Consider the following 13,453-nt stretch of genomic DNA (forward strand, 5'->3'; position numbering starts at 1 on the left):
GGGGCCGCACCCAACTCACTTCGCTACGCTGCGTTCAAACAAAGGGGTGCGAAGTCAGAGCTTGAGGCTCGCTGCGCTCGCGCCCCGGGCTTCTGCGCTTCTCGGCGGTTTAGAAGGGGAGGAACCAAACAGCCAGGCACCCAACAGCCAAGCCCAACAGCCAGACGGTGGACGTATTTGGTATGCCCCCTTTAGCCCCGCCGAGGAACGGCATCCATGAGCACCGCCACCCAATCCAACTCCTCCGGCGGCGTCTGGGCCGCTTCCTGGCGCCGCTTGAAGACCGACCGCGTCGGCGTCGTGTCCATGGGCATCGTCGGCGCCTTCCTGCTGCTGGTGCTGCTGGCGGCCACCAACCTGGTTGCGTCCAACTGGCAGCAGGAGGTCGGCGTGCCCAATGCGCCACCGACGCTGACCGGCCCGCAGCCGCAAGAAGACACCGGCACCATCGCCGCACCCAAGGGCCCCAACGTCGACCTGAGCGACATCGACCCGCTGGCGCCGCGCTATGCCGAATGGGCCGAGCGCGCCAAGGCTTTCAAGACCGAAGAAGTCACCAAGGCCGAGACGCTGCCGCTGGGCGGCGACCGCCTGGGCCGCGACGTGCTGGCCAAGGTCATCAAGGGCGCCGAGGTGTCCATCTTCGTCGGGCTGGCGGCGGCCGTCGTCGCCACGCTGATCGGCACGGTGCTGGGCGCCCTGTCGGGCTTCTTCGGCGGCAAGCTCGGCGACCTGCTGGAGTGGGTCTACAACGTCTTCACCGCCATCCCGAGCATCCTGCTGATCTTCGCGTTCGCGGCCATCTTCCCGCGCGGCATGGGCGCGGTCGTCGCCATCCTGGCGCTGACCGGCTGGACGGGCATCTACCGCCTCATTCGCGCCGAGTTCATGAAGCACCGGGTGCGCGAATACGTGCGCTCGGCCGAGGCCATCGGTGCCTCGCAGGCCTCGCGCATGTTCAAGCACATCCTGCCCAACGTGTCGCACGTGGCGTTGGTGCAGCTGTCGCTGCATGTCGTCGGTTTCATCAAGAGCGAAGTCATCCTGAGCTACCTCGGCCTGGGCGTCGGCGTGGACCAGGTGAGCTGGGGCACGATGCTGGCCGAGGCGCAGAACGAGTTGATCCTCGGCTACTGGTGGCAGCTCACCGTCGTCGCGGCCTTCATGGCGGTGTTCGTCACGGCGTTTGCGCTCTTCACCGATGCCCTGCGCGATGCGTTGGATCCCAAGCTGAGAGGTCTTGAATGATTGCGGGTCAGACCGCCCGAGCGCAGCGAGTAGCTCTGACCCCAACTGACTAAGGCCTTTATGTTGCTCAGTATTCAGGACCTCAAAGTCGCCTTCCGCATGGGCAAGGTCGATGACGCCATGCAGCGCACGTTGGCCGTCAAGGGCATCAGCTTCGACGTGCCCGAGAACAGCACGGTGGCCTTGGTCGGCGAGTCCGGCTCGGGCAAGAGCGTCACGGCGATGTCCGTGCTCAACCTGCTGCCCAGCAACGCCGAGCGCAGCGGCCGCATCCTGTTCCAGGGGCGTGACCTGCTGCAGACGGGCCTGCGCGAACTGCAGGCCATTCGCGGCAAGGAGATCGCCTGCGTCTTCCAGGACCCGATGAGCTCGCTCAACCCCGTGTTCAACGTCGCCTCGCAGATCTGCGAGCCGCTGATGAAGCACATGGGTATGAGTCGCCGCCAGGCACTGACGCGCGCTGAGGAGCTGCTCAACGAGGTCGGCATCCCGGAGCCCAAGCGGCGGCTGAAGGCCTATCCGCACGAGCTGTCCGGCGGCCAGCAGCAGCGCGTGATGATCGCCGTGGCGCTGGCCTGCAGCCCCAAGCTCCTCATCGCCGACGAGCCGACGACGGCGCTGGACGTGACCATCCAGCGCCAGGTCATGGAGCTGATGGCGCGGCTCAAGGAGAGCCACCAGATGAGCCTGCTCTTCATCTCGCACGACCTCGGCGTCGTCGGCGAGATCTCGGACCAGGTCGTCGTCATGCGCCACGGCCAGGTGCGCGAGAACGCACCGGTCGAGCAGATCTTCAACGCGCCGCAGGACGCCTACACCAAGGCCCTGCTGGCCTGCCGGCCGTCGCTGACCGAGAGCCCGGCGCGGTTGATGGTCATCGACGATCACATCGCCGGGCGCGGCGCCGGCAACGACGCCGTGGTCAAGGACGACAGCGCGCCCGTCATCATGGAAGTGACCGGCTTGCAAAAGAGCTTCTGGCTCAAGGATGGCCTGTTCGGCAAGCGCGAATTCAAGGCCGTCAAGGGCGTGAATTTCAAGCTGCGCAAGGGCCACACTCTCGGCGTCGTCGGCGAGTCGGGTTCCGGCAAGACGACGATGGGCCTGACGCTGCTGCGCCTGCACGAACCCACCGGCGGCCAGGTGCTGTTTGAGGGTCAGGACTTGCTGAAGATGAGCGGTGCCGACTTGCAGAAGATGCGCCGCCGCATCCAGGTCGTGTTCCAGAACCCCTATGCCTCGCTGAACCCGCGCTTCACCATCGGCCAGACGCTGCGCGAGCCGATGGAGATCCATGGCATCGGCAAGAACACCGCCGAGCGCGAGGCGCGCGCCGTCGCCCTGCTGATCAAGGTGGGCCTGGACGAATCCGCCATGGCCAAGTACCCGCACGAGTTCAGCGGCGGCCAGCGCCAGCGCATCGCCATCGCCCGCTGCCTGACGCTGCAGCCCGAGGTGCTGGTGTTGGACGAGGCCGTCTCGGCGCTGGACGTCTCCGTGCAGGCCCAGGTGCTCAACCTGCTGAAGGACCTGCAGGACGAGTTCGGCCTGAGCTACATCTTCATCAGCCACGACCTGGCCGTCGTCAAGTTCATTGCCGACGAGGTGCTGGTGATGCAGAACGGCGATGTCGTCGAGCAGGCGCCCACGGCCGAGCTCATCGCCGCGCCGCGCCAGGACTACACACGCCGCCTGCTGGGCGCGGTGCCACGCGGTTACACCGGCCGCCCGGGCGCGGCGCGTGGAATGTGAACGCTCTCGGACTCGGCCCGCTCCACAGCGAAGCGGTGCCGCGCCCGAACCGCGCTGAAATGATCGGTTCGGAGCCATAAGTTCCCATTCCGCCGCCGCGATGCATCGAATCCAGGCCCTTTCCTCAACACTGACATCGACGCTGATCACCGCGCTGGTCGCCATGGCGGCGCTGTTGCTGGCCGCCTGTTCGCCCGCCGAAGGTGATCGCGCCGCCGCGCCGCTGCCTGCTGCTGCTGCCTCGGCGGCGGTCGTCGACACCGCGCTGTCGCGCGACCTGGACCGCATCGAGCGCGCCGCCCGCGGCAAGCCGGCCGTCTACGAGCAGGAGCTGCGCCGCATCAGCGAGGCCTTGCCTGCCGGCAGTCCCGCCCGGGTCAACGTCGTTGCGCTGCGCGGCTTGATTGCGGCCCTGGCGCGTGACCGTGTGGTGAGCGATCAACTCGCCAAGCAGCTGCGCGACTGGCCGGCTGGCGAGCGCCGTGCCGACGCCCGTGTCGCGGCGGCCAGCATCGGTGCCGAATACCTGCGTCTGCAGGGCGATGTGCGCGAGGCCCGCAAGCTGCTGACGGCCATCGACGCCGCAGTGCTCGGGGCGGCCGGCCCCGTCTACCGCTGGCGTTATCAACGCCAGCTTGCCACCATCAGTGGCGACGCCGGCGAACTGGACGCCGCGCTGACCGAGGGCCACAAGGCGCTGCGCCTGGCCCAGCAGATCGGCCAGCCTTGGCGCGTGGCCATGTCGCTGGCCGACCTGTCCTTCACGACGCTGCGCGCCGACACGCCGGCCCGCGCCCGCCAGCTCGCCGCCCAGGCGCTGGCCGAGGCGCTCAAGGACCCCGACCCGATGACGCTGAACCAGGTGTATGCGACGCGCGGCATCGTGCATGCGGACGACAGCGACACCAGCATCACGCTGCAGTCCAACGCCGACGCGCTGGAGCAGGCGGCGGCGGCCGGTGCCGACTCGGTGCGCGCTCTGGGCCTGGCCAACTTTGCCGACTACCACCTGCGCCAGGGCCGCCCGGCGCGCGCGCTGGAGCTGGCCGAGCAGGCCCTGCCGCTGGCACAGGCCACGCGCAACCTCAACGCCGAGACGGTCGCCCGCTCCAACATCGGCCTGGCCAAGATCGCGCTGGGCCGCATCGCCGAGGGCCGCCGCGAGGCGCGCGCCGCCGTCATGCTGGACGAGGCGCAGGGTGCCATTGCCTATGCCTCCGACGGCTGGAAGGAGCTGGCGGATTACCTGGAGCGCGCCGGCGACCTGGGCGGCGCCGTGGCCTCCTGGCGCGATCACCGCCGCCTCGTCGACCGCGTGCTGCGCGACGAAACCCGCAAGCTGCTGATCGAGGCGCAGGAGCGGCAGGACGCCGAGCAGCGCGCCCGCGACATCGAGCTGCTCAACCGCGACAACGCGCTCAAGGCCGAGCAGGTCCATCAGCGCAACTTGGCCGGCATGCTGTGGGCGGCGCTGGGCGGCTGCGTGCTGGTGTCGCTGGGCCTGCTGTGGCAGGCCTTCCGCCGCGTGCGCCGCACCAACCGGGCGCTGGTGCAGAGCAATGCCTCGCTGAAGAGCCAGAGCGAGACCGACCCGCTGACCGGCCTGGCCAACCGCCGCCATTTCCAGGCCGTCATCAAAGGCCTGGCCGGCCCGAACGGCCTGGCGGCCAGCCTCTTCCTGATCGACGTCGATCACTTCAAGCGCATCAACGACAGCGCCGGCCACGCGGCTGGGGACGCCGTGCTCATCGAGATGGCGCGGCGCCTGCAGCAGGCCGTGCGTGACGACGATCTCGTCGTGCGCTGGGGCGGCGAGGAATTCCTCATCGTCGCCCGCACCCGCGAGGGCCTGTTCGCGCCCCAGCTCGCCCAACGCCTGCTCGACCTCATCGGCGGCCAGCCCTTCGAGCACGAAGGCCGCCGCATCCATGTCACCGCGTCCATCGGCTTCGCCAGCCTGCCGGTGCCGCCGCACGGCCTGCGCCTGCCCTGGGAGCGCGCCATCGACCTCGTCGACACCGCCATGTACCTCGCCAAGGGCCACGGCCGCAACAAGGCCTATGGCGTCGAGCGCATCCATGCCAGCGACGCCGTTGCCGCAGCCGAACTCACCGCGCGCCTGGAGGCCGCGTGGAGCGAAGGCCTCGTCGGCTTGACGACGCTCACTGGCCCTGTCGCCACCTCCGCATCTCACGACGGCGCCCAGCCGGCCGGCGCATGAAGGCCATGCTGCTGATCCTGGCCCTGCTCGCCGCCACGGCGGGTGCCACGCCCGCCGCCACGCCCGCTGCTGCACCTGACGACCTGGCTGCGGATCGCACGCTGCTGGCCAACATCACCCGCCGGGCTTATGACGACCCGGTCGCCATGCTGGCCGAGCTGGACAGGCGCCAGCCGGTCGTCAACTCACCGCTGCGCGCACAAGCCTGGCTGCTGGCGCGCGGCCGTGTGCTGCTGGCCGCCGGCCACACCGAGGCGGCCGATGCCGTGGCTATGCAGCTGATGGCCACGGCGGACGGCGCCGACCGCAGCTGGCTGCTGCGCGCCCTCATCCAGGAGCGCGCCGGCAAACCGGCCGGCGTGCTGGCCACGCGCGCGCTGTCTGGCCTGGAGAAGCGGTGCCCCGCCGGTGACGAGGCCCGCGCCGTGAGAGAGCTGGGCTGCGACTTCCGCGCCACCTGGGAGGCGTTGCGCCTGCAGTCGCGCGAGCAGGCCGGGCAGGGCGCCTTCGTCGATGCGGAGGCGGGGGCCCGCCGCGCGCTAACGTTGGCCCGCGCGGGCGGCGACAAGCATCTGATCGCCCTCAGCCAGGGGCAGCTCGCGCTCGTTCTGCAGCAGCAGGACCAGGTCGACGCGGCGCGTGCCGAGCTCCGCGCCGCGCAGACCGAGGCGCTGGGCGACCCGGTGGCCGGCGCGCGCGCGCGAAATTACGAGGCGGTGGTGGAGAGCCGTTCGAAGAACGTGCTCGCGGCGCGCGCTGCGCTGGAGGCCGGCCTGGTGTTGGCCGATCAGGCCGACGCACCGCATCTGGCGGCGCAGCTGCGCTCCAACCTCGTCGACGCCTTCATGTACCTGGGCCAGCTCCGTGAAGCCCAAGCCGCGGCCCACCTCGCGCTGCCGGTGCTGCAACGCTTCCAGGACCGCCAGCAGGAGCGCAACGTTCACCACAACCTCGCGGTCGTCCACATCAAGCTGCGCCAGTTCGACGCGGCCCGCCAGGAGCTCGCCAAGGTGGCCGAGATCGGGGCCGACCCGGCCGACCTGGTGCCGCGCGCCCGTGAGCTGCGCGAGCTGGGCGACACCTGGGCCGAGGCCGGCCAGTACAAGGAAGCGCTGGCCGCCTTTCACGGCGAACGTGAGCTGAACGCGCGCGCCAACGAGCGCAACCGCTCCGCCGCGCTGGAGGAGCTGCGCCGCAAATACGACACGGCGGCGCGCCAGCGTGACCTGGACCTGCTGTCCCGCGACGGCCAGTTGAAGGACCAGCAGCTGGAGAACGGCCGGCTGGCGCAGAAGGTCGGCATCGCCGTCGGGGCGCTGCTGTTGCTGTCGACGGCGCTGATCGGCGTCACGCTGCTGCGCATGCGCCGCGCCCAGCGGCGGCTGACGGCCAACCAGAGCCTGCTGCGTGCGCAGAGCGAGCGCGACCCGCTGACCGATCTGTCCAACCGCCGCCACTTCCTCGCCGTCATGGAGCCGCGTTCCCGCCTGGCTGGCGCCGAGGGCTTTCGTGGCGCGTTGATGATGATCGACATCGATCACTTCAAGAACGTCAACGATCAGCACGGCCACGCGGCCGGCGATGCCGTCATCGTCGAAGTGAGCCGACGCATCCGCGCCGCCGTGCGCGACAGCGACCTCGTCGTGCGTTGGGGTGGCGAGGAGTTCCTCGTCTTCGCGCCCGAGCTGCCCAGCAGCGACCTCGCGCAGATGGCCGCGCGCGTGCTGAGCGGCATCGGCGGCGCGCCCATCGCCACGCCCGAGGGCCCGCTGCGCATCACGGTGTCCATCGGCTTCGCCAGTTTTCCTCTCGGTAGTTCGGACGGTTCGGGCAGCCCTGGCGCCGGCCTGCGCCTGCACTGGGAGCAGGCTGTCAACTGGGCTGACATGGTGCTCTACAAGGCCAAGGCCGAGGGCCGCAACCGGGGCGTCGGCATCGCCGCCGTCGAGGCGCCCGACGCCGACACGCTGGCCGCCATCCTGCAGGACTTCGACTCCGCCTGCCTGCACGGCCAGGTGCGGCTGAATGTGCTGCTGGGTCCTCCGGAATGAGCGCCGCCTGCCTGCAACGCCGCGCCTTGCTGCTCTGGCTGGCCAGCACGGGCGCGTCCGCCCAGCCGGCCTGGCCCAGCAAGCCGCTGCGCATCGTCGTGCCTTACCCGGCCGGCGGGCCCAGCGACATCGCGTCGCGGCTGCTTGCGCCCGAGCTGCAGAAAAGCCTCGGCCAGCCCGTGCTCATCGACAACCGCCCGGGCGCCGACGGCAACATCGGCACGGCCGAAGTCGCCAGCGCGAGCGACGGCCACACGTTGCTGATGGGCGGCCTGAGCACCCACGCCATCAATCCGCTGCTGTCGCGCCGCCTGCCCTATGACGCGGTGAAGGACTTCTCGCCCGTCTGCCTCGTCGCGACGGTGCCGCTGGTGCTCGTCATGAACCCGGCCGTGGCGCAGACGCTGGGTGTGCGCCGGCTTGGCGACCTCGTGTCCGCCGCCACCCACCAACCGGGCCGCCTGCACATCGCCTCCAGCGGCAACGGCAACCCGACCCACCTGGCCGGCGAGCTGTTCAAGCGCCTGACGCAGACCTACTTGCTGCACTTTCCCTACCGCAGCGCGGCCTCGGCGCAGCAGGACGTCGTCGCCGGCAACATGGACCTGATGTTCGACTCGTTGCCCTCGGCGCTGCCGCAGATCCGTGCCGGCAAGCTGCTGGCCCTGGCCGTGACCAGCTCGCGGCGCAGCCCCGGCCTGCCGGAGCTGCCCACCGTGGAAGAGGCAGGCGGCCCGGCGCTGAAGGGTTACGAAGCCAGCGCCTGGATCGGCCTGTTCACGCCCAGCAGCCAGCCTGCCGAGCAGCTGGCGCGGCTGCAGCGCGACTGCGTCAACGCGCTGGCCGGCCCGGCGCTGCGCGAGCGCATGACGGCGCACGGCCTGCTCGTGCACGGCAGCGGCGGCCCCGAGTTCGCCGCGCTCATCGCCGCCGAGACCGCTAAGTGGGCGCGCGTCGTGCAAGTCTCTGGCGTGAAGGTTGACCGTTGAAATCATGAAAGCCACCTGGCGCGCCGACCTCATCGCCGGCGCCATCGTTGCCGTGCTGCTGATCCCGCAGAGCCTGGCCTACGCGATGCTGGCCGGCCTGCCGCCGCAGGTGGGGCTGTACGCCAGCCTGCTGCCGTTGCTGGCCTACGCCGCCCTAGGCTCCAGCCCGGTGCTGGGCCTGGGGCCGGTGGCCGTGCTGGCGCTGATGATTGCCCAGGCGCTGGGCGGATTGCCGGCTGATGTGTCGGCGGAGCAGGGGGCACTGGTGCTCGCCGCCGAGGTGGGCCTGCTGCTGGCGGCGGCGGCGCTGCTGCGGCTGGATGCACTGTCCAGCTTGCTGTCCGTGCCGGCGCTGCGCGGCTTCGAGACCGGTGCCACCTTGATGATCGCGGCCGGCCAGTTGCCGGTGCTGCTGGGCAGCGCGGCAGTGGGTTTCACGTTGCCCGATCTGATGGCGTCGGCCGGGCAGGGCGGCTTCGGCCCGGTCAGCGCGGCCTGGGGCGTGGTGGCGCTGGCCTTGCTGCGGCTGGCGCGCCGCAGCCGTCGGCGCATGCTGGCGCGGCTGGCGCCGCTGCTGCTGCTCGTCAGCGCGATGGCGCTGGCCGCCTTCACGCCGGCGGCCGACGGCGTGGCCCAGGTGGGCGCGCTGCCATCGCTGGCGATACCGCTGGGCCTGCCCCGGCTGGAGGCGGCGCTGTGGCTGCACTTGCTGCCGTCCGCAGCCTTGGTCGCGCTGATGGCCTTCGTGTCCAGCCTCGCGGTGTCGGAATCGCTCGCGCAGCGCCGAGGCGAGAAGCTGCTGCCGGCGGCCGAGCTGCGCGGCCTGGCAGCGGCCAACCTCGTCGCGTCGCTCAGCGGCGGCATGCCGGTGGCGGGCAGCTTCTCGCGCAGCATCCTGCTGCACGAGGCCGGCTCGCAAAGCCGCTGGACGCTGGTGTTCGTCTGCGGCTTCATGTTCCTGGCGATGCTGCTGCTGGCCGGGCCGCTGGCGCATTGCCCCAAGCCCGTGCTGGCAGCGGTCATCATCGTGGCGGTGCTGGGCGGCTTCACGCTGCGCCCCTATGTCGAGGCCTGGCGCTATGCGCGGGCCGAGGGCCTGTTGATGGCGCTGGTCACGGCCACGGTGCTGTTGTGGAGCGTGGGCGCGGCGCTGGCCATCGGCGTCGTCGGCTCCATCGCGCTGCTGATCCAGCGCACCGCCCGGCCCCACGTCGCCCGCATCGGCCGCCTGCCGGGCACCCAGCACTACCGCAACCTGGAGCGCTACGCGGTGGAATGCCAGCCCGAAGTGGTCGGCCTGCGCATCGACGAGAGCCTGGTGTTCACCAACGCGCGCGGCCTGGTGGACGTGGTGCTGGTTCATGTGCACGCGCACCGCGCCAGCATCGGCGAGCCCCGGCGCGTGCTGCTGCTGATGGCGCCGGTCAATCACATTGACGTGTCCGGCCTGACGGCGCTGCAGGACCTGCACGCGGCGCTCGCCGCCGAGGGGCTGAAGCTGGCGTTCTCCGAGGTCAAGGGCCCGGTGCTGGACCGCCTCAAGGCCGTGGGCTGGCTGGAGCGCTACGACGTGTCGCTCTACCTCAGCCACCACGACGGCATCCAGGCCGGTGAGCATGACCTGCGACCCAGCCAGGCTGACCACGACGCGCCGGGACAGCTGTAGCCCGCTTCTGCTACCGTCTCGGCCCAGTTAGCGGTCCCAGGACGCCATGAACAACAAAGAGACTCTGCTCGGCATCCGCCGCGGCATCGAGAAGGAAAGCCTGCGCGCCCTGCCCGGCGGCGGCCTGGCGCTGACGCCGCATCCCGTCGCCCTCGGCTCGGCCCTGACGCACCCGCACATCACCACCGATTTCAGCGAATCCCAGGTCGAGCTCATCACCGGCGTGCATGCCGGCGTGGACGATTGCCTGCGCGAACTCACCGAGATCCATCAGGCCACCTACCGGGCCCTCGCCGACGAGCGCCTGTGGGTCAGCTCCATGCCCTGCGGCCTGCCGACCGACGAAACCATCCCTCTCGGCCGCTACGGCAGCAGCAATGTCGGCCGGGCCAAGAGCATCTACCGCATGGGCCTGGGCCAGCGCTACGGCCGGCGCATGCAGACCATCTCGGACATCCACTACAACTGGTCGCTGCCCGGCGTGTCGACCGACGGCTATTTCGGCGCCATCCGCAACTTCCGCCGCGAGGGCTGGCTGCTGCTCTATCTCTTCGGCGCCAGCCCGGCGCTGTGCGACAGCTTCGTGGCCGGCCGCGAGCATGGCCTGCAGCGCCTGTCCGACCACAGCCTCTACCTGCCGCACGCCACCTCGCTGCGCATGGGGCGGCTGGGCTACCAGAGCGACGCGCAGTCCAGCATCGCCGTCACCTACAACTGCCTGGAGAGCTACGCCGCCTCCCTGCAGGCCGCGCTGAGCCAGCCTTATCCGGCCTATGAAGCCATCGGCGTGCAGACGCCCGGCGGCGACTACAACCAGCTCTCCACCAACCTGCTGCAGATCGAGAACGAGTTCTACAGCACCATCCGCGCCAAGCGCGTGATCCGCTCCGGCGAACGCCCGCTGCATGCGCTGCGCGAGCGCGGCGTGGAGTACATCGAGGTGCGGCTGATGGACCTGGACCCCTTCGAGCCCCTCGGCATCGGCGCTGATGCCATCCGCGTGCTGGACGCCTTCCTGCTGCACTGCCTGCACAGCGAGAGCCCGAGTGACACGCCCGACGAGATTGCTGCCAACGCGCACAACCAGCACCACGTGGCCGCGCGCGGCCGCGAGCCGGGGTTGAAGCTGGCGCATTGGCAGGGCGGCGAGCGCAGCCTGCAGGACTGGGCGGGCGAGATCCTGGCCGGCTGCGCCACGCACGCCGAGGCACTGGACGCAGCCCACGGCGGCAATGCCTACCGCAGCGCGCTCAAGCGCGTGGCCGAGCGGCTGCAGCGGCCCGAGCTGTGCCCGTCGGCGCGCGTGCTGGCGGTGATGGACCAGGATTTCGACGACAGCCACGTCGGCTTCATCCGCCGCCAGAGCGACGCTACCCGTGCGGCCCTGCTGGCCCTGCCCTTCCCAGAGGCGCTGCAGCAGCGCTTCGAGAAGATGGCAGCCGACTCGCTGGCCGAGCAGGCCCGCATCGAGAAGGCGGACACGCTGGACTTCGAGGAGTTCCGCCGCTTCTACGTGGCGCCGGAGCGCATGGCGGTCTAGGAGGCGGTCTAGGAGGCGGTCGGGATTTCGGCGAACAGCGAGTCGCCGAAATCTATCCGCGCCTCCGGGTCCTGCGGGCCCATGGCCCAGGCGGTCAGCGCCGCAGCCGGCATGGGCCGCGCGAAGAAGAAGCCCTGCAGCTTGTCGCAGCGCTTGGCGCGCAGCACCTCGGCCTGGCCCAGCGTCTCGACGCCCTCGGCCACCACCTCCAGCCCCAATGCATGGGCCAGATCGATGACGGCCTTGACGATGGCGCGGGCGTCGGCGCTGGTCTCCAGGTCCTGGATGAAGCTGCGGTCGATCTTGAGCTGCGACACCGGCAGGCGGCGCAGATAGGCGAGGCTGGAATAGCCGGTGCCGAAGTCGTCGATGGACAGGCTCACGCCCAATGCGCCCAGGCGCTGCAGCACGCGCTCGGTGGCGGCGGCATCTGCCATTGCGACCGATTCGGTGATCTCGCAGCTCAGCTGCGAAGCATCCAGGTGGTGGCGTGCAAGGGCCTGCTGCAGCCGCTGCAGCAGGGCCTCGGGCTGACGCAGCTGTTGCACGGACAGGTTGATCGCCACACGCAGCCGCAGGCCCTGGTCGCGCCATTCGGCGATCTGGCGGCAGGCCTCGTCGATGACCCAGTCGCCTAACGCGATGATGATGCCGAAGCGCTCGGCCACGGGGATGAAGGTGCCGGGGCTGATGCTGCCGCGGCGCGGGTGTTGCCAGCGTGCCAGGGCTTCGACGCCGAGCACGCGCGTGGTGTCGCCGGCCACCTTGGGCTGGTAGTGCAGGCTCAAGCCGGCGCCGCCGTCTTCCAGCGCGGCGCGCAGGTCGCGTGCCAGCTCCAGCTGGTCGCGCACGCCGTCCTGCATGTGGGCCTCGAAGAAGGCGAAACCGTTGCCGCCGCCGCGCTTGACGGACTGCGCCGCCGAGTCGGCCTGGGCGATCAGCGCGCGGCTGGGCACGTCCGGGCCGCTGTGCAGCGCAATGCCGATGGAGGCTGACAGCCGTAGCAACTGATTGATCTGGCTGACCTGTCCATGGGCCCCGAGGTTCACCGACATGGGCACGGCCAGCGAGTCCAGCAGGCGCTGGGCGATCTGGGCGAGCACCGCTTCAGCGGCCTCGCCTTCGATCAGCAGCACGAACTCGTCGGCGCCGATGCGGGCCAGCGTGTCGTGGCCGCGCGCCTGGGCCTGCAGCCGGTTGGCCACCTGGCGCAGCACGGCGTCGCCGACGGCGTGGCCGAAGGAATCGTTGACCGGCTTGAAGGCGTCGAGGTTCAGCATCAGCAGCGCCACGCCCGAGCCGTCGCGCCGGCTGCGGGCGATGGCGTGGCTGATGCGGTCGTCCAGCAACTGGCGGTTGGCCAGGCCGCTGAGCGGGTCGCGCAGGGCTTGCTCGGCCAGCTCGGTGGTGGCCTCGTGCAGCGACTGCTTGAGCACGCTGGCGCGGCGGCGCACCCGGCCGTCGAGCATGGAGGTGAACAGCGTCAGCAGCAGCAGCGCGAGGGTGGCGCCGGCCACCAGCGTGGTCAGGTTGTCGCCGCCCAGCGAGTCGGCGCTCAGGCAGACGCTGCCCTCGGCGATGCCGGCGGCGGCCATGCCGGTGTAGTGCATGCCCGCCACGGCGGCGCCCATGACGAGGGCGGCCGCGAGCTGGCCCCAGCGCGCCTGGCCCGCGCTCAGGCGGCGCAGCCAGAAGAAGATCGTCAGGGCGGCCGCAGCGGCGCCGGTGGCCACGGCGGCGGAGGCGGCGACGAGGGTCCAGTCCCAGCGGATGCCGGGCGCCAGCATGAGGGCGGCCATGCCGGTGTAGTGCATGCCGCAGATGCCCGCGCCCATGCTGACGGCGCCCAGCGTCAGGCGCTTCACCGTCAACTGATCCCCGGCCGCCACGCTCAGCGCGATGGCCGACACGGCCACGGCGGCCAGCCAGCTCAAGCCCGTGATGGCGGTGTCGTAGCCCACGGCGAAGGGCAGGCGCAGCGCCAGC

Annotated in this window: 8 protein-coding genes; 7 read left to right on the top strand and 1 reads right to left on the bottom strand. The window is 70.6% G+C overall.

Annotated elements, in window-relative coordinates; genetic code table 11:
- Positions 1 to 216: 216 nt before the first annotated feature.
- The 7 genes from ABIS05_RS20185 (at position 217) to ABIS05_RS20215 (ending at position 11,467) form a co-directional block, all read left to right on the top strand.
- Positions 217 to 1,248, top strand: coding sequence for an ABC transporter permease (locus ABIS05_RS20185; RefSeq protein WP_348011949.1), 1,032 nt, complete (start codon positions 217 to 219; stop codon positions 1,246 to 1,248).
- A 60-nt stretch (positions 1,249 to 1,308) separates the two neighbouring features.
- A complete protein-coding gene (locus tag ABIS05_RS20190; protein ID WP_348011950.1) occupies positions 1,309 to 3,000 on the top strand; it encodes a dipeptide ABC transporter ATP-binding protein in 1,692 nt (563 codons plus the stop codon).
- A gap of 100 nt (positions 3,001 to 3,100) precedes the next feature.
- The gene (locus ABIS05_RS20195; RefSeq protein WP_348011951.1) at positions 3,101 to 5,221 is read left to right on the top strand and encodes a GGDEF domain-containing protein; all 2,121 of its coding nucleotides are present in this window, start codon (positions 3,101 to 3,103) and stop codon (positions 5,219 to 5,221) included.
- Positions 5,218 to 7,272, top strand: a complete 2,055-nt coding sequence (locus ABIS05_RS20200; RefSeq protein ID WP_348011952.1) for a GGDEF domain-containing protein — start codon at positions 5,218 to 5,220, stop codon at positions 7,270 to 7,272. Before ABIS05_RS20195 ends, ABIS05_RS20200 begins: the two co-directional genes overlap by 4 nt.
- A complete protein-coding gene (locus ABIS05_RS20205) occupies positions 7,269 to 8,261 on the top strand; it encodes a tripartite tricarboxylate transporter substrate binding protein (protein ID WP_348011953.1) in 993 nt (330 codons plus the stop codon). The genes ABIS05_RS20200 and ABIS05_RS20205 overlap by 4 nt, the downstream gene beginning before the upstream one ends.
- Before the next feature lie 4 nt (positions 8,262 to 8,265).
- The gene (locus tag ABIS05_RS20210; protein ID WP_348011954.1) at positions 8,266 to 9,927 is read left to right on the top strand and encodes a SulP family inorganic anion transporter; all 1,662 of its coding nucleotides are present in this window, start codon (positions 8,266 to 8,268) and stop codon (positions 9,925 to 9,927) included.
- A 46-nt stretch (positions 9,928 to 9,973) separates the two neighbouring features.
- Positions 9,974 to 11,467 carry a glutamate--cysteine ligase gene (locus ABIS05_RS20215; RefSeq protein ID WP_348011955.1) on the top strand — a complete coding sequence of 498 codons (1,494 nt, stop codon included), beginning with the start codon at positions 9,974 to 9,976 and terminating at the stop codon, positions 11,465 to 11,467.
- An 8-nt stretch (positions 11,468 to 11,475) separates the two neighbouring features.
- Here ABIS05_RS20215 and ABIS05_RS20220 read toward each other — a convergent pair.
- A partial coding sequence (locus tag ABIS05_RS20220; protein WP_348011956.1) for an EAL domain-containing protein occupies positions 11,476 to 13,453 on the bottom strand: 1,978 nt, incomplete at its 5' end.

Source organism: Roseateles sp. (assembly GCF_039929605.1).
GTDB lineage: Bacteria > Pseudomonadota > Gammaproteobacteria > Burkholderiales > Burkholderiaceae_C > Pelomonas.